22 protein-coding genes are annotated in these 25,845 nt (G+C 71.2%); 8 read left to right on the top strand and 14 right to left on the bottom strand.

Annotated features, from left to right (window positions below):
- Positions 1–7 precede the first annotated feature (7 nt).
- On the top strand, positions 8–1,126 hold the full coding sequence (locus VH914_10140) for a hypothetical protein (GenBank protein ID HEX4491553.1): 1,119 nt from the start codon (positions 8–10) through the stop codon (positions 1,124–1,126).
- A gap of 52 nt (positions 1,127–1,178) precedes the next feature.
- On the opposite strand, the gene VH914_10135 is transcribed toward VH914_10140, so the two are convergent.
- The 3 genes from VH914_10135 to VH914_10125 form a co-directional block, all read right to left on the bottom strand.
- Positions 1,179–2,642, bottom strand: a complete 1,464-nt coding sequence (locus VH914_10135) for a glutamate synthase subunit beta (GenBank protein ID HEX4491552.1) — start codon at positions 2,640–2,642, stop codon at positions 1,179–1,181.
- Positions 2,643–2,750: 108 nt separating this feature from the next.
- Entirely contained in the window at positions 2,751–7,280 is a 4,530-nt protein-coding gene (gene gltB / locus VH914_10130; GenBank protein ID HEX4491551.1) for a glutamate synthase large subunit, read from the bottom strand.
- 147 nt (positions 7,281–7,427) lie between these two features.
- On the bottom strand, positions 7,428–8,192 hold the full coding sequence (locus tag VH914_10125) for a ParA family protein (GenBank protein HEX4491550.1): 765 nt from the start codon (positions 8,190–8,192) through the stop codon (positions 7,428–7,430).
- A gap of 206 nt (positions 8,193–8,398) precedes the next feature.
- On the opposite strand from VH914_10125, the gene VH914_10120 reads away from it, so the two are divergent.
- The gene (locus VH914_10120) at positions 8,399–8,887 is read left to right on the top strand and encodes an HU family DNA-binding protein (GenBank protein ID HEX4491549.1); all 489 of its coding nucleotides are present in this window, start codon (positions 8,399–8,401) and stop codon (positions 8,885–8,887) included.
- A gap of 195 nt (positions 8,888–9,082) precedes the next feature.
- Here VH914_10120 and VH914_10115 read toward each other — a convergent pair whose 3' ends face one another.
- Positions 9,083–9,346 carry a hypothetical protein gene (locus VH914_10115; protein HEX4491548.1) on the bottom strand — a complete coding sequence of 88 codons (264 nt, stop codon included), beginning with the start codon at positions 9,344–9,346 and terminating at the stop codon, positions 9,083–9,085.
- A 68-nt stretch (positions 9,347–9,414) separates the two neighbouring features.
- On the opposite strand from VH914_10115, the gene VH914_10110 reads away from it, so the two are divergent.
- Positions 9,415–10,062 carry an alpha-ketoglutarate-dependent dioxygenase AlkB gene (locus tag VH914_10110; protein ID HEX4491547.1) on the top strand — a complete coding sequence of 216 codons (648 nt, stop codon included), beginning with the start codon at positions 9,415–9,417 and terminating at the stop codon, positions 10,060–10,062.
- A 71-nt stretch (positions 10,063–10,133) separates the two neighbouring features.
- Here VH914_10110 and VH914_10105 read toward each other — a convergent pair whose 3' ends face one another.
- From VH914_10105 to VH914_10095, 3 genes are read right to left on the bottom strand one after another with little or no spacing between them, the layout of a single operon-like run.
- Positions 10,134–10,694: a 4'-phosphopantetheinyl transferase superfamily protein gene (locus VH914_10105; protein ID HEX4491546.1), complete on the bottom strand. Its 561-nt coding sequence runs from the start codon at positions 10,692–10,694 to the stop codon at positions 10,134–10,136.
- Positions 10,691–11,947, bottom strand: a complete 1,257-nt coding sequence (locus VH914_10100; GenBank protein HEX4491545.1) for a sigma-70 family RNA polymerase sigma factor — start codon at positions 11,945–11,947, stop codon at positions 10,691–10,693. Before VH914_10100 ends, VH914_10105 begins: the two co-directional genes overlap by 4 nt.
- A gap of 50 nt (positions 11,948–11,997) precedes the next feature.
- Complete coding sequence (locus VH914_10095) at positions 11,998–12,354, bottom strand: YciI family protein (GenBank protein HEX4491544.1); 357 nt, start codon at positions 12,352–12,354, stop codon at positions 11,998–12,000.
- Positions 12,355–12,494: 140 nt separating this feature from the next.
- On the opposite strand from VH914_10095, the gene VH914_10090 reads away from it, so the two are divergent.
- Together VH914_10090 and VH914_10085 are read left to right on the top strand one after the other, a co-directional pair.
- Positions 12,495–12,989 (top strand): RNA polymerase sigma factor, encoded by a 495-nt coding sequence (locus VH914_10090; GenBank protein HEX4491543.1) that lies wholly within the window; start codon positions 12,495–12,497, stop codon positions 12,987–12,989.
- A complete protein-coding gene (locus tag VH914_10085; GenBank protein HEX4491542.1) occupies positions 12,982–14,103 on the top strand; it encodes a hypothetical protein in 1,122 nt (373 codons plus the stop codon). Before VH914_10090 ends, VH914_10085 begins: the two co-directional genes overlap by 8 nt.
- A 57-nt stretch (positions 14,104–14,160) precedes the next feature.
- On the opposite strand, the gene VH914_10080 is transcribed toward VH914_10085, so the two are convergent.
- Positions 14,161–15,540: an FAD-dependent oxidoreductase gene (locus VH914_10080; GenBank protein ID HEX4491541.1), complete on the bottom strand. Its 1,380-nt coding sequence runs from the start codon at positions 15,538–15,540 to the stop codon at positions 14,161–14,163.
- A gap of 133 nt (positions 15,541–15,673) precedes the next feature.
- On the opposite strand from VH914_10080, the gene VH914_10075 reads away from it, so the two are divergent.
- Positions 15,674–16,723: a histone deacetylase family protein gene (locus VH914_10075; GenBank protein HEX4491540.1), complete on the top strand. Its 1,050-nt coding sequence runs from the start codon at positions 15,674–15,676 to the stop codon at positions 16,721–16,723.
- Here the strand turns inward: VH914_10075 and VH914_10070 are convergent.
- Both VH914_10070 and VH914_10065 read right to left on the bottom strand, forming a co-directional pair.
- The gene (locus VH914_10070; protein ID HEX4491539.1) at positions 16,709–17,413 is read right to left on the bottom strand and encodes a maleylpyruvate isomerase family mycothiol-dependent enzyme; all 705 of its coding nucleotides are present in this window, start codon (positions 17,411–17,413) and stop codon (positions 16,709–16,711) included. The genes VH914_10075 and VH914_10070 overlap by 15 nt on opposite strands.
- Positions 17,410–18,699, bottom strand: coding sequence for an MFS transporter (locus VH914_10065; GenBank protein ID HEX4491538.1), 1,290 nt, complete (start codon positions 18,697–18,699; stop codon positions 17,410–17,412). The genes VH914_10070 and VH914_10065 overlap by 4 nt, the downstream gene beginning before the upstream one ends.
- 65 nt (positions 18,700–18,764) lie before the next feature.
- On the opposite strand from VH914_10065, the gene VH914_10060 reads away from it, so the two are divergent.
- Together VH914_10060 and VH914_10055 are read left to right on the top strand one after the other, a co-directional pair.
- On the top strand, positions 18,765–19,904 hold the full coding sequence (locus VH914_10060; protein HEX4491537.1) for an FAD-dependent oxidoreductase: 1,140 nt from the start codon (positions 18,765–18,767) through the stop codon (positions 19,902–19,904).
- 22 nt (positions 19,905–19,926) lie between these two features.
- Positions 19,927–20,739: a coniferyl-alcohol dehydrogenase gene (locus tag VH914_10055; protein HEX4491536.1), complete on the top strand. Its 813-nt coding sequence runs from the start codon at positions 19,927–19,929 to the stop codon at positions 20,737–20,739.
- Positions 20,740–20,777: 38 nt separating this feature from the next.
- On the opposite strand, the gene VH914_10050 is transcribed toward VH914_10055, so the two are convergent.
- The 4 genes from VH914_10050 to VH914_10035 form a co-directional block, all read right to left on the bottom strand.
- The gene (locus VH914_10050) at positions 20,778–23,018 is read right to left on the bottom strand and encodes a CoA transferase (protein ID HEX4491535.1); all 2,241 of its coding nucleotides are present in this window, start codon (positions 23,016–23,018) and stop codon (positions 20,778–20,780) included.
- On the bottom strand, positions 23,015–24,184 hold the full coding sequence (locus VH914_10045) for an amidohydrolase family protein (GenBank protein HEX4491534.1): 1,170 nt from the start codon (positions 24,182–24,184) through the stop codon (positions 23,015–23,017). The genes VH914_10050 and VH914_10045 overlap by 4 nt, the downstream gene beginning before the upstream one ends.
- A complete protein-coding gene (locus VH914_10040; GenBank protein ID HEX4491533.1) occupies positions 24,181–24,633 on the bottom strand; it encodes an OB-fold domain-containing protein in 453 nt (150 codons plus the stop codon). Before VH914_10040 ends, VH914_10045 begins: the two co-directional genes overlap by 4 nt.
- A 7-nt stretch (positions 24,634–24,640) precedes the next feature.
- Positions 24,641–25,845: thiolase family protein (locus VH914_10035; GenBank protein HEX4491532.1), on the bottom strand; the 1,205-nt coding region annotated here is incomplete at its 5' end.

Raw genomic sequence — 25,845 nt, 5'->3', positions numbered from 1 at the left:
GGCGGCCATGTGGGTGAAGCGTTGGTTCGCGGCGATCGCGGTCGTCGCGTTGGTCGGTGTCACCGCGGGAAGCGCGAGTGCGGCGACGAGGCCGTGGCGCATCGTGAAGACGCCGGCGCTCGGCACCGGTATGGAGATGCTCGGCGTGTCGTGCCCGACCGCGACGTTCTGCATGGCGGTCGGTCAGAGCGGTGGGACGGCCGCGGCGAAATGGGACGGTACCGAATGGTCGACGGTCCCGACCGTCGACCCGAGCGGCACGTTCGCCGACTGGCTGACCGACATCTCGTGCGTCAGCTCCGATTTCTGCGTCGCCGTGGGCGAGCGCTTCTCCTCACAAGCCGGAAACGATCCGACCCTGATCGAGACGTGGAACGGAACGAGCTGGTCCCTGACCGACACGTCGGCGCTCACGTCCGAGGGTGGCCTGAACGGCGTCGCGTGCACGAGCACCACCGCCTGCGTTGCGGTCGGGGGCGGGCCGATCGCCGCACTCTGGGACGGTGTGCAGTGGACGGCATCCACGGTTCCCGCGCCGAGTGCGTTCGGCGGCGACCTCGAGGACATCTCGTGCCCCTCGCCCTCCGCGTGCGTGGCGGTGGGCACCTACAACACCGCTCCCAATGCGCAGGGCACGCTCGTCGAGTCGTGGGACGGCTCGGCCTGGACGCAGTCGCAGAGCCCGAGTCCGGGGATCGATCCGAATCTCACCGACGTCTCCTGCGCGTCGACAACCGCGTGCCTCGCGGTCGGCGTCACTCGCGACAACGACGACCACTACCAGCCGCTCGCCGAAGTCTTCCGGCGTCATCACTGGACGGTGACCGCGACGCCCGACGCTCCGACTCCGGGCATCTTCGACTCGGTGTCGTGCGCGCGGCCGACCTGGTGCGTCGTCGTCGGTGATCGCACCGGTCCGGTCAACGCGGCGATCCTCGACGTCTGGAACGGGTCGACGTGGACGGTGCCGTCCTTCTCCGCGCCGCGCGCCGACAACGAGCTCCTCGGGACGACGTGCATCGCGGTCCAGTCGTGCGTCGCGGTCGGCGTCAGCAACACCGGCAAGCGGCCCTTCAAGGCGCATCCCCTCGTCGAGACCGACATGAAGCGAGTGGCCGCGTCCTGACCGCCGCCCCCCTCGCGGGCGTGGCGCCCGGCGGCGCGGCCGGCCGGCCGCGTTACCGGATCGGCGCCTGCGCGGGGACGATCGGCGCGGGGAGCGCGGTCTCGCCCATGAGCCAGCGGTCGGCCGCGGCCGCGCACGAGCGGCCTTCGGCGATCGCCCACACGATCAGGCTCTGACCGCGGCCCATGTCGCCGCAGACGAAGACGTTCGGCACCGACGTCTGGAAGTCGTCGCCGCGCGCGACGTTCCCGCGTCCGTCGAGCTCGACACCGAGACCTTCGAGCAGCCCCGCGCGCTCGGGACCGAGGAAGCCCATCGCGAGCAGCACGAGCTCGCACTCGAGCTCGAAGTCGGTGCCGTCGACCTTCTCGAACGTCGGTCGCCCGTCGACGATGACCGACTGCACCTCGTGCGCGCGCAACCCGCGCACCGCACCATCCGAGTCGGCGAGGAAGCACTCGGTGTTCACCGCGAACACGCGCTCGCAACCCTCTTCGTGCGCGGACGACGTGCGCATCATCAACGGCCACGTCGGCCACGGCGTGCTCGCGTCGCGCAGGTCCGGAGGCCGCGGCAGGATCTCGAACTGGTGCACCGAGGTCGCGCCCTGGCGGAGCGAGGTGCCGAGGCAGTCGGCGCCGGTGTCGCCGCCGCCGATGATCACGACCCGCTTGCCCTCCGCGCTGATCGGCGGCGCGGCGATGTCGCCCTCCTGCACCCGGTTCGACAACGGCAGGTACTCCATCGCCTGGTAGATGCCGTCGAGCTCGCGACCCGGGATCGGCAGGTCGCGCCATGCGGTCGCGCCCCCCGCGAGCACCACGACCGCGTGCTCGGCGACGAGCTCGTCGGCGCCGACGTCGACACCGACGTTCACGCTCGTGCGGAACTCCGTGCCCTCCGCACGCATCTGCTCGAGCCGCCGTTCGAGGTGGCGCTTCTCGAGCTTGAACTCGGGGATGCCGTAGCGCAGCAGCCCACCGATGCGATCCGCGCGCTCGTAGACGACGACGTCGTGCCCTGCGCGCGTGAGCTGCTGCGCCGCCGCGAGGCCCGCGGGTCCGCTCCCGACGACGGCGACGCGCCGGTCGGTCTTCACCGACGGCGGCAGCGGCACGACCCAGCCCTCTTCGAACGCGCGGTCGATGATCTCGACCTCGACCTGCTTGATCGTCACCGCGGGCTCGCTGATGCCGAGCACGCACGCGGACTCGCAGGGCGCGGGACAGAGCCGCCCGGTGAACTCGGGGAAGTTGTTCGTCGCGTGCAGGCGCTCGATCGCCGCCTGCCAATGGTCGCGGTACACGAGGTCGTTCCACTCGGGGATCAGGTTCCCGAGCGGGCAACCGGTGTGGCAGAACGGGATGCCGCAGTCCATGCAGCGCGCGGCCTGCGTGCGCGTCTTCGACGTCGGGAAGTCGACGTACACCTCGTGCCAGTCGTGCACGCGCTCGGTCACGGGCCGGCGCACCGGCAGCTCGCGATCGAACTTGAGAAACCCCGTCGTATCACCCATGCCAACTCGCTCGCTTCTTCGCCGGCTTCGCTTCGCTCGCCGACTCGCACGTTCGCGGGCGAGCTTCGATGCTCGCTCCGCTCGCGCCTTCGGCCGCGTCGGAGTGGCTCATCCTCTCGCCGCGGCCATGACCGCCTCATCCGGATCAGTGCCGCGCTCCTCGGCGTCGGCGCGTGCGGCGAGCACGCGCTTGAAGTCCTTGGGGAAGACCTTGCGGAAGCGATCGCTCTCGCGCCACCAGGCCGAGAGGATGCGCTCCGCGACCGCGGAGCCGGTTTCCTCGAGGTGGCGGGACACGATCTCGCGCAGCCACGTGCGATCGTCTTCCTCGAGCCCGTCGAGGTCGACCATGTCGCGGTTCGTGCGCTGCCAGAGCGAGCCGTCGGAGTCGTACACGAACGCGAGACCACCCGACATGCCCGCCGCGAAGTTGCGACCGGTGCGTCCGAGGATCACCGCGCGCCCACCCGTCATGTACTCGCACGCGTGGTCGCCGACGCCTTCGACGACCGCGGTCGCGCCCGAGTTGCGCACGCAGAACCGCTCGCCGACCATGCCGCGGATGAACACCTCGCCCGCGGTCGCGCCGTAGAGGATCACGTTGCCGGCGATGATGTTGTCCTCCGCGACGAAGCGCGATCCCGGCGGCGGCAGCACGGTGACGCGCCCACCCGAGAGGCCCTTCGCGAGGTAGTCGTTCGCGTCGCCTTCGAGCCGCAGGCTCAGGCCGCGCGGCACGAACGCGCCGAACGACTGGCCCGCGGAGCCGGTGAGCGTGATGCGGATCGTGTCGTTCGGCAGCCCTTGCGCGCCGAAGCGCTTCGTGACCTCGGATCCGAGCATCGTGCCGACGGTGCGGTTCACGTTCCGGATCGGCATCGAGATCTCGACCGGCTGACCGTCGACGAGCGCGGCCTCGCTGAGTGCGATCAGCTGTTGGTCGAGCGCACGCTCGAGTCCGTGGTCCTGCGGACGCGAGCAATAGTTCGTCTGGCCGTAGGGGTTCTCCGGCACGTGGAGGATCGGCGAGAGGTCGAGACCGCGCGCCTTCCAATGGTCGACTGCGGCGCGCACGTCGAGCAGCTCGACGTGGCCGATCGCCTCCTCGACGCTGCGGAATCCGAGCGACGCGAGCAGCTCGCGCACCTCTTCCGCCACGAACTCCATGAAGTTCACGACGAACTCGGCCTTGCCGCTGAACTTCTTGCGCAGCTCGGGGTTCTGCGTCGCGACACCGACCGGACACGTGTCGAGATGGCAGACGCGCATCATCACGCAGCCCGACACGACGAGCGGCGCGGTCGCGAAGCCGAACTCCTCGGCGCCGAGCAGCGCGGCGATCAGCACGTCGCGACCGGTCTTCAGCTGCCCGTCACATTGCACGACGATGCGGTCGCGCAAGCCGTTCAGCAACAGCGTCTGCTGCGTCTCCGCGAGGCCGAGCTCCCACGGCGCGCCGGCGTGCTTGATCGAGGTGAGCCGCGCCGCGCCCGTCCCACCGTCGTGGCCCGAGATGAGCACGACGTCGGCGTGGGCCTTCGACACGCCCGCCGCGACGGTGCCCACACCGACCTCCGCGACGAGCTTCACGTGCACGCGCGCCGACGGGTTGGCGTTCTTGAGGTCGTGGATGAGCTGCTTGATGTCCTCGATCGAATAGATGTCGTGGTGCGGGGGTGGCGAGATGAGCCCGACGCCGGGCGTCGAGTGCCGCGTCTTCGCGATCCACGGCCACACCTTGTGGCCCGGCAGCTCGCCGCCCTCGCCCGGCTTCGCGCCCTGCGCCATCTTGATCTGGAGGTCGGTCGCGTTCACGAGGTACTCGCTCGTGACCCCGAACCGTCCCGACGCCACCTGCTTGATCGCGCTGCGCCGGAGGTCGCCGTTCGCGTCGGGCCGGAAGCGGTCGGCGTCCTCGCCGCCCTCCCCGGTGTTCGAACGCGCGCCGAGCCGGTTCATCGCGATCGCGAGCGTCTCGTGCGCTTCCTTCGAGATCGAGCCGTACGACATCGCGCCGGTCGAGAACCGCTTGACGATCTCGGAGACCGGCTCGACCTCGTCGATCGGCACCGGCGCGCGTGCCCCGGTCTCGAGCTCGAACAGACCCCGCAACGTCGCGAGTTGGCGGGCCTGGTCGTCGACGAGCCGCGTGTACTCCTTGAACACGTCGTAGCGCTTCGTGCGCGTCGAGTGCTGGAGCTTGAACACGGTCTCGGGATTGAAGAGGTGGTACTCGCCCTCGCGCCGCCACTGGTACTCACCGCCGACCGGCAGCTCGCGGTGCGCGAGCTCCTCGGGACGATCGGGGAACGCGAGGCGGTGGCGCGCGCCGACCTCGGCCGCGATCACGTCGAGGTCGACACCTTCGATGCGGCTCGCGGTGCCCGTGAAGTACTCGTCGACGACGCTCCTGGCGAGCCCGACGGCCTCGAAGATCTGCGCACCGGTGTACGACGCGACCGTCGAGATGCCCATCTTCGACATCACCTTGAGGATGCCCTTGCCCGCGGCCTTGATGTAGTTCTGCTGGGCCTTGCGCTCCGGAAGGCCGGCGAGGATCTCCTCACGCACGAGATGGTGCAGCGCGTCGAACGCGAGGTACGGGTTGATTGCGCCCGCGCCGTACCCGAGCAGCAGGCAGAAGTGGTGCACCTCCCGCGCCTCGCCGGTCTCGACGACGAGCCCGACGCGCGTGCGCGTCTTCGTGCGCACGAGGTGATGGTGCACGGCCGCGGTCGCGAGCAGCGCGGGGATCGGCGCGAGCTCGGCGGTGGCGTACCGATCGGAGAGGATGATGATGTTCGCGCCACCCGCGATCGCGTCGCTCACCTGACGGCGGATCGCGTCGATCGCGTTGCGCAGCGCGTCGCCGCCGCCGAGCACCGGATACAGGCACGACACCGTGACCGGCCGGTAACCGAGCTCGGGCGCCTCGCGGTCGATGTAGCGGAGCTTCGCGAGGTCGTCGTTCGAGATGACCGGGTACGGCAGCACGATCTGCCGGCACGACTCGCTCGTCGGCTCGAGCAGGTTGCCCTCGGCACCGATCGTCGACGACAGCGATGTGACGAGCGCTTCGAAGTTCGCGTCGAGCGGCGGGTTCGTCACCTGCGCGAACAGCTGCTTGAAGTACTCGTAGAGCATGCGGGGGCGATCCGACAGCACCGGCGACGGCGTGTCGGTGCCCATCGACCCGAGCGCCTCGACCGCGTTGCGCGCCATCGGGGCGATGATGAGCCGCAGATCTTCTTGCGTGTAGCCGAACAACCGCTGCTGCTGCACCGCGGAGGAGTGCACCGGCGTGAGCGCGTACTGCGGCGGCAGGTCGTCGAGATGGATGAGTCCCGCGTCGAGCCACAGCTGGTACGGCTGCTCGGCCGCGAGCGTCGCCTTGATCTCGTCGTCGGGCACGAGCCGACCCTGTGCGGTGTCGACGAGGAAGATCTTCCCGGGCTCGAGGCGGCCCTTGGCGACGATGCGCTCGGGCGCGATGTCGAGGACGCCGACCTCGCTCGCCATCACGACGAGGTGGTCGTCGGTGACCCAATAGCGCGACGGCCGCAGCCCGTTGCGGTCGAGCACCGCGCCGATCACGGTGCCGTCGGTGAACGCGATCGACGCGGGACCGTCCCAGGGCTCCATCAGCGACGAGTGGTAGCGGTAGAACGCGCGGTGCGCGGGGTTCATCGAGGTGTGGTTCTCCCACGCCTCCGGGATCATCATCAGCACCGCGTGGTGGAGCGGCCGCCCCGCGAGGTGGAGCAGCTCGAGCGCCTCGTCGAAGCGCGCGGTGTCGCTCGCCGCGGGCGTGCAGATCGGGAACACGCGCTCGAGATCCGGCAGCGCGTCGTGGTGCATCGAGCCTTCTCGCGCGCGCATCCAGTTCTCGTTGCCCTGCACGGTGTTGATCTCGCCGTTGTGCGCGATCACGCGGTACGGGTGCGCGAGCGGCCAGCTCGGGAACGTGTTGGTCGAGAAACGTGAGTGCACGAGGCACAGGGCCGAAGCGGCGCGCTCGTCGGAGAGGTCGGGATAGAAGCCCCGCAGCTGGGGCGCGGTCAGCATGCCCTTGTAGACGAACGTGCGCGTCGACAGCGACGGCACGTACACGCCGAGCTCGTGCTCGAGCCGCTTCCGCACCAGGTAGACGTGACGCTCGAGGTCGATGCCGGCGACCGCGCGTCCGTCACCCGTGCGCTGGGCCACGAAGATCTGCTCGAACGCGGGCATCGCGGCGCGGGCCGACGTGCCGACGCCCGACGGGTCGGTCGGCACGACGCGCGTGCCGAGCAGCGTGCAGCCCTCGTCGGTGAGCAGCTTCGCGATCGCGTCGCGCTGGTCGGCCGCGACCGCGGCGTCGGCCGAGAGGAACACCATCCCCGTCGCGTACTCACCGCGCGGCGGGAGGTCGAAGTCGACGACGCCCCGGAACAACGCGTCGGGCGTCTGGATCAGAATTCCGGCGCCGTCACCCGTGTCCGGCTCCGCCCCGGCCGCGCCCCGGTGCTCGAGGCTGCACAGCGACTGGAACGCGAGCTCGAGAATCGAGTGCGACGCCCGTCCGAGCATGTCGACGACGAAGGAGACGCCGCACGAATCGTGCTCGAAACGGGGGTCGTAGAGGCCCGGTGTGGGCATGCGCGTGACGTCCTCGGCTTGGGAAAACGGTCGTCCGGGTTTGGGGCCGGCCGTTCGCGGGACGTCGATGGCCCTACGGCAGAGCCCGGCGAGTGTACCGGCGAGGGCGCGCCACGACCAACAGTTCCGCGTCATGCACGGCCGGCGTCAGACGCGAGCCGCGTCCCACGACAGGCGCAGCTGCGCTTCCCGCCAGAGCTCGGCGAACGCGGCCGCGGGCGCGCCGTCGGGACTGCGCACCACGATTGGTTGGCGGTACACCGGCATGCGCTCGATCTCGGCCGACATCGGGATCTGCGCCGACAACGTCTCGGGGCGCGCGAGCTGCACGGACTCGACCGTCTCGCGGTGCAGCCGCTTGCGCCGGTCGACCATCGAGAAGAACGGCAGCAGCGTCGGTCGGCCGCGTCCGCTACGGCCCGCCTGCTCGACGCGCGTCACGAGGTCCGCGAGCTGGTCGAGCGCGCGTACCGACAGCGGACCGGGGATCAACGGCACGAGCAGTCCGTCGGCCGCGTCGACGATCTGCTCCGCGAGCCGCCCGGTTCCCGGCGGGCAGTCGAGCACGACGAGGTCGAAGCGCTCGCGCATCGGTCGCAACAGCGTGCGGAGTCGGTGCTCGTCGTCGAGCAGCCGGTCGTAGTTGCGCGCGGAGCGGTCGGCCGGGACGACGGAGAGTCCTTGCCACTGGGTCGGACGCGCCTCGGCAACGAGGTTGCGGCGGCCGCGCACCACGCCCTTCGCGACACCGCGCGGTGCCGGCACCGTCGACAGGCAGTGCGTCGCCGCGCCCTGCGGATCGAGGTCCCACAACACGACCCGCAGCGACCGGGCCGCGAGCGCGGCCAGGTTCACCGCGACCGTCGTCTTGCCCACCCCACCCTTGCCGCTGCACGACGCGACGACCCTCATACGCGCCCGCCCCGTGGTCAGTGCCGATCCGTCGGCCCTTCGGAACCGCCGCAGGTTATGGGCTTTTCACTCGCTGCGCTCGTCCTCGTTTGTGACGCCGCGTAGCGGAATGGCGAAAAGGCCAAGTTTTTCGGCTCAGAATCCGCGCGCGCGACCCCCGGTGATGTAAGGCTTCCCCCGTTCGGTCCGGAAAAACAGGAGGAAACGTGAATCGAAGCCAGCTGGTGACCGCGCTCTCCGAGCGCATCGAGACGACCCGCCGTGAAGCGGACGAGGTGTTGCAGTCCATCGTCGACCTGATCACGGCCACCGTCGCGGCTGGGGAAGACGTCGCCATCTCGGGGTTCGCGAAGTTCCGCCGGGTCGACCGTCCGGCGCGCATGGGACGCAACCCCGCGACCGGTGAGACGATCCGCATCAAGGCGAAGCGCTCGGCGAAGATCACGCCGCTGAAGAACTTCAAGGACGCGGTGCTCTCGGGCAAGGCCCCCGCGGCGAAGAAGGCTCCGGCCAAGAAGGCTCCGGCGAAGAAGACGGCGGCCAAGAAGACGACCGCGAAGAAGACGACCGCGAAGAAGGCTCCGGCCCGCAAGACCGCGGCGAAGAAGGCCCCGGCGAAGAAGGCTGCGAAGCGGGCGCCCGCGAAGAAGGCTGCGAAGAAGGCGCCGGCCAAGAAGGCGGCGAAGCGCCGGTAGTCAGCAAATCATCGGCGTTTTCACGGTGCCCCCGGCCGACGGTCCGGGGGCACCGTCGCGTCGCGGGCCTGGCGCGGTGCGGCAACCCGCGCTCGCGCGCGCTACGGTCACGTACGGCTGCGGCGCCCGGTGACCCCACACATCGGCGCGCTGCGGCCGTTTCTTTTCTCGGGGTCGCTTCGAGACGCGGGCGCGTCAGTCCTCGCCGTCGGGGCGGTCGAGGAGCCATGGCCGCACGAGGATGATCGAGTCCGACGGGAGGTCGGGGTCGAGGCGCATCGAGATGCCGTTCGGCGTCGGCGGCGCGCCGCTCCACTCCTCGACGATCGCGGGCTCTTCGTCCTTCGGCGGCTCGAGCACGTCGCGCAGGCCGAGCATCGACGCCCGCAGGATCATCCCCACGCTCGTGCGCGTGAAGCGATCGACGGGTCGCTCCGGGGCGGGCTCCTCTTCGAGCACGCGCCCAGGGTAGGTCGGTCGAGAATCGCTCCGGAATCGCGGCTTCGCGAAGGCGCTATCGTCAGGTCGTGGCGAACGTACGTTCGAATGCCGTCGCCGCCCCGCCGATGGAGTGGCAGACGTCGTTGCTGGCGAGCGCGCCCGCGCGCCCGTCGATCGACCCGACGTTCGCGTCGCTCCGACGGATCGAGCTCTCGCCCGGCGCGTGGGCCGATCACGCGCCGCTCTGGCTCACCGGCGCCGACGACCTCTTCGGCGCCGTGCTCGCCCGCGCGCCCTGGCACCAACGCACGGTGACGATGCACGGCCGCATCGTCGACGAGCCGCGTCTGCACGCGTGGTACGGCACCGAGCCGCACGCCGACACCGTGCCGCCCGTGCTCGGCGACGCGGCCGACGCGCTGAGCGCGCGCTACGAGCGCGCCTTCACGCACCTCGGCGCCGCGCTGTATCGCGACGGGCGCGACAGCGTCGCCTGGCACGGCGATCGCATCCCGCGCGAGATCGTCGAGCCGGTGGTCGCGATCGTCTCCCTGGGCGGACCACGCACGCTGCGGATGCGGCCGAAGGGCGGCGGTCGCTCGATCCCGTTCGTGCTGCACAGCGGCGACCTGCTCGTGATGGGCGGCACGAGTCAGCGCACGTGGGAGCACAGCGTCCCGAAGGCCGCGCACGCGCTCCCCCGCGTGAGCATCCAGTTCCGTCACGACCTCTGACTGTGCTTTCTGGGCGGGCTCGCAAGCTTCGCCCCGGCCGCCGAGCGACCCGGCCGTTCCGGCGGGAACGATCAGTTTCCAAGTCGACGCGTCTGCACCTTCATCGAGGGGGCGTCGGCGGCGACGGTGCCGACGAAGCCGGGGCCGCAGTCGATCGGCTCGCACGACCAACCGTGGGGTCGCGGCACCGCGTTCGCGAAGCCGCCCGCGATGCCGGTGCCCTGCGCCTTCAAGATCGCCTCGACCTCGGTCCAACGCCGGAGGAATGCCAGAAGTCGCGCGGCGTCGTCGAGCGCGGCCAACGCGACGAGCTCGTCGGCGTCGAAGATGCGGGTCGCGATTCGGTCGAGGTACCGACGCGGCCGCACGCGTTCGACGTCGATGCCGACGCGCGCGCCGGGATCGCTGATCGCGATCGCGCCGAGCCCGCCGGAGTGCGCGAGGCTGAGCGCGACGCCCTCGGCGATCGGACGTCCGCTCGGCTCGCGCTCGATGAAGACGAGGGTCGGATAGACCGCGAGGCGGCTGCCGATCACGACGCGCGCCGCAGTGTCGAGGACGGTCGACGCGCGGCGCGGCTCGACATCGACGATGTCGACGATCACGACCTCGATCGCGAGCGGTTCGCTCACGACGGCGTGAGTGATGCGCGTCGGCGTTCGAGCGCGGCGCGCTCGCGGAGGTTCGAAGCGAGCTCGATCGCGCGGTCGTACGCGGCGCGCGCCGCGACGTCTTCTCCGGCGCGCCGCAGGAGCTCGGCGCGCGCGGCGTGGTACGGGTGGTGCGCGGCGAGCGGTTCCGCGAGCGGTGCGAGTTGCGCCAACCCGGCGCGCGGACCGTCGGCCATCGCGATCGCGACCGCGCGGTTGAGCTCGATGACGGGTCCGGGTGCGAGCTGCGCGAGCACGCCGTAGAGCGCGGCGATCTCGGTCCAGTCGGTCTCGTCGACGCTCGCGGCGGTCGCGTGCAGCGCGGCGATCGCGGCCTGCACCTGGTATTGACCGACGTCGCCCGCGCGTAGCGCGGAGTCGACCAGTGTCTCGCCTTCCGTGATCTCGGCGTGGTCCCAACGACTGCGATCCTGCTGCTCGAGCAGCACGAGGTCGCCGTCGTCGGTGATGCGCGCGGCGCGGCGAGCGTGGTGCAACAACATGAGCGCGAGCAATCCCACGACCTCGGGATCGGCACTGAACCCGCTGCGCACGAGGCGCGTGAGGCGGATCGCTTCGCGACACAGGTCGTCGCGCACGAGATCGTCGCCGGCGGTCGCGGTGTAGCCCTCGTTGAAGATCAGGTAGAGGCAGGCGAGCACGCCCGCAAGGCGTTCCGCGAGCAGCTCGGGCGGCGGCACACGGAAGGGAATGCCGGCGGCGCGGATCTTGCGCTTGGCGCGCACGATGCGCTGCGAGATCGTCGGCTCGCTCACGACGAACGCGCGTGCGAGCTCGGATGTGCTGAGTCCCGCGACCGCCTTGAGCGTGAGCGCGACGCGCGTCTCGATGGGGAGCGACGGGTGGCAGCAGGTGAACAGCAGGCAGAGGCGGTCGTCGTCGATCGGCGCGGGTGCGAGCTCGGCCGGGACCGCCGGCGTGTCCCGTTCGAGCTGTTCGACCTTGCGCGCGAGGGTCGCATCGCGGCGCACGCGATCGAGCGCCTTCCGGCGCGCGGTCGTCGTGATCCACGCCGCGGGGTTGTCGGGAACGCCGGACCGCGGCCACGTCTCGAGCGCGGCGGTCAGCGCGTCCTGCGCGGCGTCCTCGGCGAGCGCGAGATCGCCGAAGCGCCGCGTCAGGCCGGCGACGACGTGTCCCCACTCGAGCCGGACCGTGCGCTCGATCGACGCGTGGACGGCGCCGGGGAGAGGATCGCGACGGCGGTCGGGCACGCCGTGATTCTGCTCCCCCCGGATGACCGGCCGGGCCGGCAGGACCGCGGTCACATCGCGGAGTAGTCCTGCACCGGCCGCACTTCGATCGCGCTGTGCTGCACGCTCGGGATCTTGGCCGCCCACGCGATCGCGGCGTCGAGGTCGGCGACGTCGACGATGTAGTAGCCCGCCAGGTGCTCACGGGTCTCGGCGAAGGGGCCGTCGCTCGTGAGCGTCTCGCCCTTGCGCACGCGCACGGTCGTGGCGGTGTCGGGGCCGTGCAGCGGGTCGCCACCCACGATCACGCCGGCGCCCACGAGCTCCTCCGTGAAGGTGCCGTACGCCCCGTGCTCGGCGCGCTGCTCCTCGGAACCGTCCTTCGGCGCACTCTTCGGGTCGACGTAGATCAGCAGCATGTACTTCATCGGGCCTCGTTCCTCCTGGCCGCCCGGCGGCGGCATCGTGTTCCCGACGAACGGCGCCGCCGGATTTCGACCTCGGTCGCGAGATTCTCGCGGCTCGGGTCATCGGTATGGCGCCCCCCGAGCGTCAGAGTGAGCAGACCATGACCGCCGACGAGCGAGCGCCGAGCTTCGATGCCGCCTTCCCACTGCTGTTCCGCCATGCCTTCGTCGTCGCCGTGCGCATCCTCGGGGATCGGGGCGACGCCGAGGACGCGGCGATCGAGGCCACTGCCCGCGCCCACCTGCACTGGCGCCGCATCGGCCGCGCGCCGTACCCGTGGCTCACGCGGGTGAGCGCCAACCTTGCGATCGACGAGCTGCGGCGGCGACGCCGGCGGCCACCGACGAGCCCGGACTCCGGCGTCGAGGCCGCGGCACCGGAGCTCGGGCGGGACGAGCAGCTCGACCTCCGGCGCATCCTCGAGACGCTCCCCCGCCGGCAACGCGAGGTGCTCGTGCTCCACTACTTCGACGACCTCACGCACGACGCGATCGCGGCCGCGCTGTCGACCACCGCCGGCACCGTGAAGCAGCACCAGTCGCGCGGGCTCGGCGCGCTGCGGCGCGCGCTCGGAAAGGAAGACGACGATGGCTGACGGTCGCGACGACCTGCCGCTCGACTGGCCGACGTCCGAACAGCGGACACGCGTCGACGCGCGCGTGCGCGCGTTGCGGCACGGCCGGCTCGCGCGACGGTCGGCCGCGGCCGCGGTGGTCGTCGCGCTCGTCGTCGGGCTGCTCGTGGTCGTGCGCGGCGGAACGTCGAGCTCGGTTCGCACCGCGGCCTCGGCCCCGTCGACGACGGCGGCGATCGCGCCGGTGCCCACGACGACGCAGCCCCTGGTCGGTGTCGCCGAGCCCAAGGGCTGGCGCCTCGTCGACTACGGCGACGCGCGGTTCGCCCTTCCTCCCGGTTGGTCCGCCGACGGCCCCGGCTCCTCTTCGTGCGCGCCGCTCACCAACACCGGCGTCACGCTCCGACACGACGGGCCCGACTGCGCGTACGTCTCGGTCGAGCCGTTCTCGCAGCTGCGCGAGCTACCTGGCCGCCCCGCGCTGACGATCCACGGCATCGACCTGTATCTCGAGCCCGGCAGCCCGCTCTGGATCGACTACGCGGTTCCGGCGCTCGGTCTGCACGTCTACGTGCACCAGCCGACCGAGGCCCGGCGCGTGCTCGACACGCTGACGCTGTCGACGCGCCGGGTCGTGCTCGATTCGACCACGTGGCCCTCGGTGCCGCGCGACTGGAAGACATTGAGCTTCGGTGACGTGACACTGTCGGTGCCCCCCGCGATGAACATCACGCAACTCGGCCCGAACACGATCGCGCCGGGCGCGTGCAGCGCGGTGCCGTTCCCCGAGTCGGGCGCGTACCTCGGCAGCGGCGCGGGCATCACGTTGAACTGCCCGATGATTCCGGCCGGCGTCGTCCCCGTCCCGACGGACGGGGTGTGGATGCGCCCCGCCGACAAGGGGGCGATCCCGCCGCTGCCGGTCGACCGCACCATCCGCAACGGCCGGGCCGGCCTGGCCGTCAAGTTCGTCCCGGGCTACGGCGTCCTGGATCTCGAACCGGCGTTCGACGTGACGATCCTGGGTCGCGACGGTCGCCGCTCGACGACGACCGTCCGCGTCGGGCTCGGAGCGAACCCCGAGATCGCCCGCACGATCATCGGCTCGATGCGCCCGGCGGGTCGCTCGAACTGATCGAGAACAGTGACGCGCCCGCGTCACTTCGATCGATCAGTTCCGCGAAAGGCCTGGTCAGTGGCCGATGAGGCGTTCGGTGATCGTGCGGCCGGTGAGGGGGCGGCCGGTGCGGGCCGCCTTCTCGTCGAGCTTCAGCGACGCGTTCTGCAGGTACCGCGCCGCGAGGAAGCGCAGCGGCTCGGGTTCCCACGGGCGCGATTGGTGCCCGACCATCGGCAGGTGCGTGATCTCGGAATCGGTGCCGGTAATGAGATCCGCGAGCACGCGCCCGCTCAGGTTCGTCGCCGCGACGCCCTCACCGGTGTAGCCGTGCGCGGTCGCGATGCCGGACGCGCGGTCGTAGCGCATCGTCGGGATCCAGTCGCGCGGCACACCGACCGTGCCGCCCCACGCGTGCGTGGTGCGCACGCCGGCGAGCGACGGGAACCACTCGACGATCGACCGCCGCAGGCGCTCGTGGGTCTCCGCGTGGCGGTCGAACTCGGGCCGGATCGCAGATCCGAAGTGGTACGGCGCGCCGCGCCCGCCGAACAGGATGCGGCCGTCGCGCGTGCGCGAGAGGTAGTCGACCGTGAGCGCTTGCGAGTTGACGACGGCGCGGTGCGTCCAGTGGATCTCGTCGAGCTGCGCGTCGGTCAACGGCTCGGTCAGCACGATCAGCGAGTAGATCGGCAACACCGCGCGCCGGTAGCCGGGGAGCTGCGCCAGGTACGACTCCCCCGCGAGCACGACGACGTTCGCGCGCACGTCGCCGGACGCGGTCTCGAGCGCGGGATGCGAACCGCTGCGCACACCGGTCACCGCCGTCTGCTCGACGATCGTCGCGCCACTGCGCTCCACGGCACGCGCGAGCCCACGCACGAGTCGGCCGGGATGGATCGCGGCCGTGGCCGGGAACCATACTGCGCCTTCGACGCCGGTCACGTCGAGCTTGGCGCGCGCCGCATCGCGGTCGAGGCGGTGCACGAATCCCGACCGGCCGAGGTCGTCGTAGCGCCGTTGGATCGCGTCGAGCGACGGCAGCTGATGCGCGCCGAGCGCGAGCGAGAGCTCGCCGTCCTTCTGGTAATGCGCGTCGATGCCCTCGGCCGCCGCCGTCGCACCGACCGCATCGACGGTCGCGACCATTGCGTCGTGCACCGCGATCGCCGCGTCCTTCCCCCAGCGGTGCTGCAACAGATCGGGACCGGCGCCGAAGCCGAACGTGCACCACGCGCCGTTGCGGCCCGACGCGCCGAAGCCCGCGATGTCGCGCTCGACGATCACGATGCGCAACGACGGGTCGCGCGCGAGCAACGAGTGCGCGGTCCACAGCCCGGTGAAGCCCGCGCCCATGATCGCGACGTCGGCGTCGACGGAAGCGTCGAGCGGCGCGCGCGGCGTCAGGTCGTCGCCGCAGCTCTCGAGCCAGTAGCTGACCTGTGAGTAGTCCACCGGCCGGGCAGCCTACGAGGCCACCGTTTCGCGCGGGAGCGGGCCGGTCGCTGTGCAACGCCGCCCGACTCGGGCCCGACTCGTCGCGTGAGGCGTCAGGAGCGGCGAGCGGAGCGAGTGCGACAATGAGCGCGTGCTGACCATTGCTTCGGACGCGCATCGCGCGCACGCGCCGCAGGGCGCGGTGCTCGACCAGGGCACGCCCATCGCGGCGCCCGAGGTTCCGGAGCGCGCCGAGCGCATCGTCGCCGAGATCCGGGCGCGCGCCCTCGGTCCGATCCAGGCGCCGACGGCTCACGGCCTCGACCCGGTGCTGCGCGTGCACGCGCGCGACTACGTCGAGTTCCTCGAGACCGCGTACGACGAGTTCGTACGCGTGACCGGTGCCGCGCCGGGCACCGAGCTGACCGCGTACGCGCGGCCGGTTCGCGGACAGCCCGCGACACGTGACACGGCCGTACACCCGATCGCCAAGATCGGCTGGTACTCGCACGACACCGACCCAATCGTCGCGGGCACGTGGGCGGCCTCGATCGCGGCCGTCGACATCGCGCTGACGGGAGTCGACGAGATCCGCGCCGCGGGCCGCGGCGGCGTCTACTCGCTGTGCCGCCCGCCCGGCCATCACGCCGCGCACGACGGCCTCGCGGGCTACTGCTACCTCAACAACGCCGCGATCGCGGCACGCGCGTTGAGCGACGCCGGCGCGCGCGTCGCGATCCTCGACGTCGACTTCCATCACGGCAACGGCACACAGGCGATCTTCGATCGCGATCCGAATGTGTTCTTCGCGTCGCTGCACGCCGATCCCGTCGACGACTACCCGTACTTCTCGGGTTTCGCCTCCGAACGCGGCACCGCGGAGGGCGAAGGCACGACACTCAACCGTCCGCTCCCGCCCGGCACCGAGTGGTCCACGTACGGGGCCGCGCTCGCCGACGCGCTCGGCGCGATCCGCGCCTTCGGCTGCGACACCCTTGTCGTGTCGCTCGGCGTCGACACTGCACTCGAGGACGTCGACTCGTTCCGCCTCACGGGCGACGACTTCCACCGGCTCGGCGCGGCCATCGCATCGTTGCAGCGACCGACGCTCTTCGTGCAGGAAGGCGGCTACTGCCTCGACGTCATCGGCCGCAACGTCGTGAACGTGCTGACTGCCTTCGAGACGTCACTCGCCCAATGAATCGAAACGCGCGTTGAACGGCGGGAGCACGAGCAGCCGTTCGGGCGTGGCGCTCGGCGACCAGTCGTAGGCGCGGATCTCGTCGAGCGTCCGCCGGCCGGTGACCGCGCGCGCGAGCTCGAACGTCGAGGCCCGCAGCGTTACGGCGGGCTCGACCGTCCCGGACGTCGATTCGCGGCCGTCGTGCGCGAACCGCACCGCGCGGTCGCCGGTCTCGTCGTAGGTGCGGCCGAGCGCGGTCACGACGTACGCGAACCCGAGCGTGAGCGCGTCGGAGTCGCGCGCGCCGGGCGCGCCCAACACCTGGCGCAGGTCGTGCTCGTGCGTGACCGTGTCGGCGATGAGCTGCCCGGTGATCGCGGTCGGCAGCGCGAGCACGAAGGCGTCGAGCTGCGGGCCGGATGCGTCCCACTCTGCGAGCAGATCGTCGATCGAGCGATCCCGGCGCGTGTCGACCTGAACGGCCGTCCAGTCGTCGCCGCCGGCGTCGGCGACGTTGCCGCTCACGACGTCGGTCGCGACGCCGACGACGTGCGCGAGCACGTCACGCGCCCGCCAGGCCGGAGTCGCCGGCGCGCCTGCGTCGAGCGCGCCGGGCGCCGCCTTCTGCACGAGCGCGGTGATGCGCTCGCGCGTCGTCCGGTACGCCTCCGAATGCGCGATCTGATCGGGCGTCGGTCCGCCGTTCATCCCACCACCCCTGCCTCGAGCCGCCTCGGCGCGCAGAGTACGGCGAGCGCCGCGGCGCAGGCGACTCCGAGCATGAGCAGCCCGCCGATCGAGCGGTGCGCGAGCGGGCCCCACGCGAGCGCGCCGACGCCGACCGAGCCACCGAAGCCCATGATCCAGAGGGCGGTGACGCGTCCGCGCACCGCCTCCGACACGTACTCCTGGAGGACCGTCGACAGCGAGGTGATGACGACGAAGTACGCGTAGCCGAGCGCGAACGCGATCTCGAACGAGAGCGCAGCGACGCGCACCACCCCGAACAGCGCGAGCAGGACCGCGAACGCGACCAGACCCGGGCGCACGAGCGATGCCTTCGAGCGCCGGGCGAGGATCGAGCCGACGCTCACCGCTCCGCACGCGGCGCCGAATCCGAAGGACGCGTAGAGCAGTCCGTACGCAGTCGACTTCGGCGAGATCCCGAAGTGCTCGGTGGCCAGAACCGGCATGAACGAGATGAAGTTCAAGGAGATGAACGAGAACGTGAAGAGGACGAAGAGCACGATGCTGAGCAGTCGATCGGCGATCGCGATGCGGACTCCCGACATCAGACGCGCCGCACCCCGTTCGGTGATCCCCGCATCGACGCGTCGCGGGTACTTCGCGGCGAGCAGGCTGTAGACCGCGGCGAGGTACGTGAGCGCGTTGATCGCGAACACCGGGGACGCGCCGAAGCGCGCGTAGATCAGCGCCGCGATCGGCGGTCCGATGACTCGCGACAGGTTCATCTGGACGGACGCGAGCGCGACCGCTCCGGAGAGATCCTCGCGTGGAACCAGCGACGGCATGATCGCGCTCATGCCCGGTCCGCCGACCGCGTTCGCGATACCGATCGCGAGCACGCAGAGGAAGATCGCGACCGACGACGGGTGATGACCGAGCGCGAGCACTGCCAGCACGATCGCGAGCGCGAGCTGTACGACCTGCGCGGCGACCAGCAGCGTGCGGCGGTCGAGCGTGTCGGCGAGCACGCCGCTCACCGTCGACAGGAAGAGGAGGGGCCCGAGCTGTGCGAACGCGAGAAGGCCGACATACGTCGCGGAGTGCGTGAGCACCAACCCGTACGCGCCGAGCAGCACGTTCTGCATCCAGGTGCCGATGTTCGACGCGAACACGCCGCTCCAGAAGACACGGAAGTCGCGGTTGCGGAGCGCGGCGCGCGCGGTGCCGCGCTCGAGCGCGACGTCGCCGTCGATCAGCGCATCCGACACCCGCTCCGAGTCGGCATCGTCGGAGCGGTGCACCTGCATCGACGCCACGCTAGAGGAGCGTGCCGGGTTGACCGGAATGCGATTCCGGGGGGAGGGTGACACCGATGTTCGACCTGATCGTCGTCGGAGGAGGCGTCGTCGGCGCGTCGGCTGCGTACCGCGCGGTCGGGCTCGGCGCGCGCACGCTCCTCGTCGACGTCCACCACGAGGGCCGCGCGACCGATGCGGGCGCGGGCATCGTGTCGCCCGAGACCGAGATCCGCGACGGCTCGCCTCGCCAGGCGATGGTCGACGCGACCGCCGCGCACTACCGCGCGCTCATCGACTCGCTCGCCGCCGACGGCGAGCGCGACACCGGCTTCGTGCAGTGCGGGAAGCTCGTGATCGCGCGCGACGAGCGCGAGGCGAAGATGCTCGAGGGCTATCTGAAGCTCCTGCACGACGCGGACCGACCGGGCGCGGTGCCCGCGCCGGGAACGATCGAGGAGATCAGCGCGGCGGACGCGCACGCGCGCTTTCCCGTGCTCGGCCCGGTGGTCTCGGCGTTCTTCTCGCACTCGGCGGCGCGTGTCGACGGCCGTCAGCTCACGGCCGCACTGCTGCGCGCCGCGGTCGCGCGCGGGCTCGAGCAGGAGACGACGGCCGTCACCGACTTCGTGATCGACGGCGATCGCGTCACCGGCGTCGAAGTCGACGTCGACGGACGCGCGATCGCGGCGAAGGCCGTGGTCGTCGCGGGCGGCGCGTGGACGCCGGCACTCGGCGAACGGCTCGGCGTGACGCTGCCGGTCGTGCCGCAGCGCGGGCAGATCGCACATCTTCAACTCGACGGCGTCGACACCGCGGCGTGGCCGGTGCTCTCCCCACTGCACGATCACTACATGGTCGCGTGGCCCGGCGGTCGCGTCGCGTGCGGCGCGACGCACGACGACGTCGGGTTCGATCCGCGCGTCACGTTCGAAGGAGTGCGCGAGATCATCGACCGCGCGCTCGCGATCGCGCCCGGTCTCGCGGATGCAACCGTGCTCGAGGTCCGCGTCGGATTGCGACCGGTCTCGACGACCGGCATGCCGGTGCTCGGCGCGATCCCGGATCGGCCGGGCGCGTTCGTCGCGACCGGTCACGGCGCGAGCGGCCTGACGTTCGGTCCCTGGAGCGCGAGCGCGGTCGTCGACCTCGCGCTCGACATCGAGACGACGGTCGATCTCAGTGCTTTCGCGCCGCCGGTACCGGCCGCGCGCTGACCCAACCCGAGGAGAACGTGTCATGAGCCCCTTCGGATACGACGGCCAGCGGGTCGTGCTCACCGGCGCCGCGACCGGTGTCGGCGCGGCGACGACGCGCATGCTCGCCGACCTCGGCGCCGAGGTGCACGCCCTCGACGTCGCCGACGTCGAGGGACCGATCGAGCACTTCTACCGGTGCGACGTCTCCGATCCCGCCGCCATCGCGTCCGTCGTCGCCGAGATCGGCGCGCCGATCCACAAGCTCTTCAACATCGCGGGTGTGCCGCAGACGCGGCCGCCCGAGATGGTGATCGGCGTGAACTTCCTCGGCCTGCGCGAGCTCACCGAGACGGTGCTGCCGCTGATGCCCGCCGGTGGCGCGGTCGCGCACGTCGCGTCGATCGCGGGCATGGGGTGGCCGAACCGGCTCGACGTCGTGCGCGAGCTCGTCGAGACGGCCGACTTCGCGGCGGGCGCGCAGTGGGTCGACGCGCACCTCGGCGAGCAGGGCGACCCGTACTTCTTCTCGAAGGAGTGCGTGGTCGTGTACACGATGCTGCGCGCGCGACCGTGCTGGTTCGACGGCCGCATCCGCATGAACTGCGTGAGCCCGGGCCCGATCGAGAGCCCGATGATGCCGGACTTCCGGACCGCGATGGGCTCGAACACGATCGACTGGACCGCGGCGCAGTCGGCGGGCCGGCTCGCGACACCGTCGGAGATCGCACCCGCGCTCGTGTTCGTCAACGCCGACGAGAGCTCGTACGTGAACGGCCTCAACCTCGTCGTCGACGCCGCGTTCGGCGCCGCGAGCACGATGGGCCAGGTCGACTACGCCGCGCTGACCGCCTGACCGCGCGCCCCTCACGCGTGCCCGGACGACCGGGGCGATCAGCCCGGAGCGAGGGGCGTGTCGCCGATCACGTGGCGCTCGCGCAGGGCGGCGAGCTCGTCGGCGGTGACACCGATCTCGCGCAGCACTTCGTCGGTGTGCTGGCCGAGCGTCGGTGCGGGCGCGCGCCAGTACGTCGAGGGCCCGGCCGACATCGTCATCGGGAACGTCGGGTAGTCGTGGCGCCCGACCAACGGATTGTCGATCGACTGGAAGAACTTCCGAGCGACGAGCTGCGGATCGTCGACCGCGAGATGGCCGGCGATCACGGGCCACGCGGCGATGCCGTCGGCGCGCAACGCCGCGGCCGCGTCCTCCTTCGTGCGCGCCGCGCACCATTCGGCGCGCGCCGCCACGGGCATTGCATCGGCGTCGAGATCGAGCGCGATCCACTCGTCGTCGCCCGCGCAGCGGTACACGCCGCCCTCGCCGCGCCGGCCCATGAGCTCGCCGTACTCCGAGAACCGAATGACCTGCTCGGCTGTGGTCGCGATTGCGACCTCGATCATCGGCATCTCGACGAGGCCGCCCTCGCCGGTGTGGTCGCGCCGCGCGAGCGCGGCGACCAGCGCAAGCGCGACGTGCGTGCCCACCATCGGGTCGACCACTCCGCCCGCGATGATCGGCGGGCCACCCTCGTAACCGGTCACCCACGCCATGCCGGTGAGCTGCTCCATCGTCTGCGCGAAGCCGGGACGATCGCGCCACGGGCCCGACAGCCCGAACGCGGGCAGCCGTAGCATCACGACGTCGGGCTTGATCGCGCGCACCGCGTCGTACGAGAAGCCGAAGTCGTCGAGCACGCGCGGCGTGAAGTTCTCGACGACGACGTCGGCCGTCTCGATCAGACGACGCGCGAGCGCGCGCCCCTCCTCCTGCGAGAGGTCGAGCGTGATCCCGCGCTTCGCGAGATTCGCGGCGTGGAACAGTCCCGACTTCTCGAAGTACTGCGCGTCCTGCGACGCGCGAACGGCCGCGCTGAAGCGGATGCCGTCGGGCCGCTGCACGGACTCGACCTTCACGACGTCGGCGCCCATGGCGGCAAGCCATGCGGTCGCGAACGGGCCGGACCAGAACGCCGTGAAGTCGATCACGCGCACGCCCGCGAGCGGACGGTCACCCACTTCGGCGGGTGCGCGATCGCCGGAGGCACGCGCGGTCCACGGCGTCACCCCGGCTTCCGGGGCCGTCGGGGCCGCCACGAGCTCGCGATCCGCGATCCCGTGGAAGCGGAACGGTGCTCGCGGCCGTACGAACGACGCGCCCGGCTGCGCGACGAACACCGCGCGCGACTTCAGCTGGTCGAGCTGGGGCAGCAACTCTCCGTTGCTCACGACCGCGACGGGCACGCGCGCCGCGCTGCACGCGTCCTCGATCTCGTCGGCGGTGTGCGCACGCGTCCAGCCGTGGAGGAGACCGTTCACCTCCTGCGCACGCATGAAGCGCCCGATCATCGTCGTGAGCTGATCGTCGTCCTTCAGATCGTCGCGACCCATCGCCCCGAGCAGCGCGCGCCACTGCGCGGCCGTGATCGTGGTGATGCCGACGTAGCGGTCGTCGCCCGTCGGCTCGTTGCCGGGGATCATCACGAACCGGAACGTCGTGCCGCGACCGCCGGGAAAGTGCGCGAGCAGCGTCGGCACCGTGAGCATCGTGAGCTGCATCGCCTCGAGCTTCGACACGTCGACGAGCTCGGCGCGCCGCGTCTGCTCCGCGCGCCGCCACGCGGTCGCGGCACCGAGCGCGGCGAACGCACCGGCCACGTACTCACCGATGCGACCGCCGACGGTGAGCGGCGTCTGCCCCATGTGCCCGTGGCCGGACAGCGCACCCGACCGGGCCTGGAGCACCGGCTCGGGCAGGTCGAGCCCGTCGTCGGGACCACCATGCCCGAGCGCCGACACCTCCACGACGACGAGCGGACCGACGCCGGTCGCCGCCGCGCGCCCGCGCTCGCGCAACGAGGTCACCAAGGCCGCCGACAACGCGTCCGGCGACGGATCCGACAGCAACACGACATCGGCGCCGTCGACCCACGCGGCCGCGTCGCCGAAGACCGCGCGCTGCGACGTCCGCAGGTACGCGTGGAGCGCGCCGTGCGGGTCGTCGCGTCGCAACGCATCGCCGCCGGGCGGCTCCCAATGCACGACCTGCGCGCCGAGATCGGTCAGGAGCTTCGCCGCGTACGCGGGCGCGAGCCCGCTCGACAGGTCGAGGACACGCAGGTCGTCGTAGATCATGCGCGCGGCGGCAGCTCGAGCCCATAGAGATCGACCGCGTTCGTGTGCACGAACGTGCGCACCTCGTCGAGCGGGAGGCCGCGGAACACGCGCTCGATCGTGACACGCGAGTTGGGCCAGTCGCAGCCGGTGTGCGGGTAGTCGGTCGACCAGAGCAGGTGCGCGCCGTTCATGCGGTAGCGCAGCTCCATCCCGACCGTGTCGATCATGAACGTCGCCCAGAGGTTGCGGTGGAAGAGCTCGCTCGGCATCGCGCGCATCTTCTCGGTCGCGCCGGTGAACCAGCGGTAGCGGAGGAACATGTCGTCGAGCTGCTCGGTGAGGGTCGGGATCCAGCCGATGTTCGACTCGACGAGCACGACCTTGAGCCGCGGGAACTGCTCGAAGATGCCCGAGAAGATCAGGGAGCACGCGACCGGCAGCGCCTGCGAACCGGCCTTCGCGGCGCCCGTGATGCCGAGGAACGACAGCTCGTGCGTATCGGGCCACTTCATGCCCGGGCGGGAGGGAACGAAGCTGCCGATGTGCACCGCGACCGGCAGCCCGATCTCCTCCACGAGCGCCCAGAACGGCGCGTCCTCGGGTTGCGCGTTCAGCGTCCCGTTCGGGAAGGCGCTGATCACCACGCCCTTGTGTCCGAGCGCGAGCGCCGCGTGCAGCTCGGCGATCGCGTCGTCGACACCGGTCGTCGGGATGATCGCCTGGCCGATGAGTCGGCCCTCGCCGCCCGCGCAGAACTCCGCGAGCCATTCGTTGTACGCACGCACGCACGCGAGTTGGAGCTCGCGCTCGTCGGCGTAGAGGCGCGCGCCCGAGAGCGTCACCGACGGGTACAGCACCTGCGCCCAGATGCCGTCGGCGTCGAGATCGCCGAGGCGCGCCTTGGGCTCGAACGATCCGGGCCGGATCTCGGAGTAACGGAGCCCCTCGGGACGGAACTGCGGGAAGCTCAGGCCCGCGGTCGCGGTGAGGCCGAGCGCGCGCGAGCGCTTGCCGTCCTCGAACGACCAGAAGTCGCCGTCGTCGGTGTGCAGCACCTTCGGCGCGCGGTCGCGCCAGCGCGCCGGGACACGCGTCTGCCAGAGATCGGGGGGCTCGTTGACGTGCGCGTCGGCGTCGACGATCGGGACGTCGAGGTCGAAGCAGTCGGTGAACGTCGTCTTCATGCGTTGCTCGCAAGCTCGAACATGGCGACGGTGACCGCCTTGCCCGGAACCGTCGGGAACGTGAGCGGACGGAACACCGCGCGCACGGGCGCGTCGGCCCGGAGCGTCGACGGCTCGGCGTCGACGATGTACGTGCAGAGCCGCACCGCGGGATCCTCGGCGAGCGCGACGAGCGCGGTCACGAACGGAACCGCTTCCTCGAACGCGGGCAGGAACGCTCGGCGCAGGACGGCCCACGAGAACAACGTGCCGTGGCCGCTCACCGCGGTCCAGCGCGGCGCGTCCGTCGATCCGCACGCCACGCACTCCGCCGCCGGGTACCAGACGAACCGCGCGCACGAATCGCAGCGCGGGATCACGAGCTCACCGCGCGCGGCGCCCGCGAAGAACTCGGCGGTCAACGGGTCGTCGACGTCGGGCAGCGGGAAGTCGGCGCGCTTGATCGCCATCGCGGCCTCAGCGGTCCTTCGTGAGCACGAGCGTGCTCGCCATGTGTCCGGTGTAACCGCCGTACACGCCGACCTCGCAGTTCGGCACCTGCGCGGCCGCGACACCACGAAGCTGCTTCACGACCTCGATGACGTGCGCGATTCCGAGCACGTACGCGTGCGACAGGAGTCCGCCGTGCGTGTTGAACGGCAGCTTGCCCGCGTCGTGATGCAGCGTGTCGCCCTCGACGAACGCGCCCGCGTCACCCTTCGGACAAAAGCCCATGTCCTCGATCTGCATGAGCGACACGACGGTGAACGGGTCGTAGACGGTGAGCAGATCGACGTCGGACGGCGAGAGGTCGGCCATCGCGAACGCGCCCGGCGCGCTGAACACTTGCGGCGTGCTCGTGAACTCACGCTGGAGCGCCCAGTGGGTGCCGCTCCCCGAGTAGCCCTCGCCCACTCCCCTGACGACGATCGGGTCCGCGCGCAGATCACGCGCGCGCTCGGTGCTCGTCGTCACGTACGCGGCGCCGCCGTCGGAGATGAGGCACGAGTCGAGCAGCCGCAGCGGCTCCGCGAGCATCGGCGCCGCGAGGTAATCCGACATCGCCATCGGCCGGCCGTGCATCACGGCTTCGGGATTGAGGTTCGCGTGCCGCCGCGCCGCGAGCGCGATCGCACCGAACTGCTCCTCGGTCGTGCCGAACTCGATCGTGTGCCGGCGCATGATCGTGGCGAAGTAGACCGGCTGCGGGAACCAGCCGAACGGCACCTCGAGGTTCTGCTTCAGCGACTGCGCGGCGTGCACCTCGCCGGGGCCACCCGTCATCGAGCCGCGCTGCGTCGCCCACGCGACCGAGAACACGTTGAGCACGTGCTTGGCCGTACGTTCCTCGATCGCCTTCGCCGCGAGGTACGGCGCGGTTGCAGCCCATGCCATGCCGCCGCCCCACGGCGACGACCAGACGTCGTGGGTCGTACCGAAGTGCTCGTGGAACGCGGCGACGTCGAAGTCGGCGAACGCACCCGAGTACGTGAGCCCGTCGATGTCGTGCGGCTCGAGGCCCGCGTCCGCGATGGCGCGTTCGGCGGCCTCGGCCGCGATCTCGCGCGCGGTGCGGCCCGACGCCTTCGTGTACGCGGTCTCGCCGATGCCCGCGATCGCGACCTGCCCCGACACGTCGTCGAGCGCGTTCGCGTACCCCCAGTCGGCCTCGGTCGCCGTCA

The sequence above is a fragment of the Acidimicrobiia bacterium genome (assembly GCA_036271555.1).
GTDB lineage: Bacteria > Actinomycetota > Acidimicrobiia > IMCC26256 > PALSA-610 > DATBAK01.
Note: the sequence above shows the minus strand (reverse complement) of the source record. Positions and strands in the feature narration are given on the sequence as shown.

Bases quoted from the DNA above. Each gene is read 5' to 3' on its own strand.
- VH914_10090 (HEX4491543.1), top strand. From the start codon at position 12,495: ATGACCGCCGACGAGCGAGCGCCGAGCTTCGATGCCGCCTTCCCACTG.
- gltB (HEX4491551.1), bottom strand. From the start codon at position 7,280: ATGCCCACACCGGGCCTCTACGACCCCCGTTTCGAGCACGATTCGTGC.
- VH914_10045 (HEX4491534.1), bottom strand. From the start codon at position 24,184: ATGAAGACGACGTTCACCGACTGCTTCGACCTCGACGTCCCGATCGTC.
- VH914_10135 (HEX4491552.1), bottom strand. From the start codon at position 2,642: ATGGGTGATACGACGGGGTTTCTCAAGTTCGATCGCGAGCTGCCGGTG.
- VH914_10065 (HEX4491538.1), bottom strand. From the start codon at position 18,699: ATGCAGGTGCACCGCTCCGACGATGCCGACTCGGAGCGGGTGTCGGAT.
- VH914_10050 (HEX4491535.1), bottom strand. From the start codon at position 23,018: ATGATCTACGACGACCTGCGTGTCCTCGACCTGTCGAGCGGGCTCGCG.
- VH914_10125 (HEX4491550.1), bottom strand. From the start codon at position 8,192: ATGAGGGTCGTCGCGTCGTGCAGCGGCAAGGGTGGGGTGGGCAAGACG.
- VH914_10055 (HEX4491536.1), top strand. From the start codon at position 19,927: ATGAGCCCCTTCGGATACGACGGCCAGCGGGTCGTGCTCACCGGCGCC.
- VH914_10085 (HEX4491542.1), top strand. From the start codon at position 12,982: ATGGCTGACGGTCGCGACGACCTGCCGCTCGACTGGCCGACGTCCGAA.
- VH914_10070 (HEX4491539.1), bottom strand. From the start codon at position 17,413: ATGAACGGCGGACCGACGCCCGATCAGATCGCGCATTCGGAGGCGTAC.
- VH914_10040 (HEX4491533.1), bottom strand. From the start codon at position 24,633: ATGGCGATCAAGCGCGCCGACTTCCCGCTGCCCGACGTCGACGACCCG.
- VH914_10140 (HEX4491553.1), top strand. From the start codon at position 8: ATGTGGGTGAAGCGTTGGTTCGCGGCGATCGCGGTCGTCGCGTTGGTC.
- VH914_10095 (HEX4491544.1), bottom strand. From the start codon at position 12,354: ATGAAGTACATGCTGCTGATCTACGTCGACCCGAAGAGTGCGCCGAAG.
- VH914_10060 (HEX4491537.1), top strand. From the start codon at position 18,765: ATGTTCGACCTGATCGTCGTCGGAGGAGGCGTCGTCGGCGCGTCGGCT.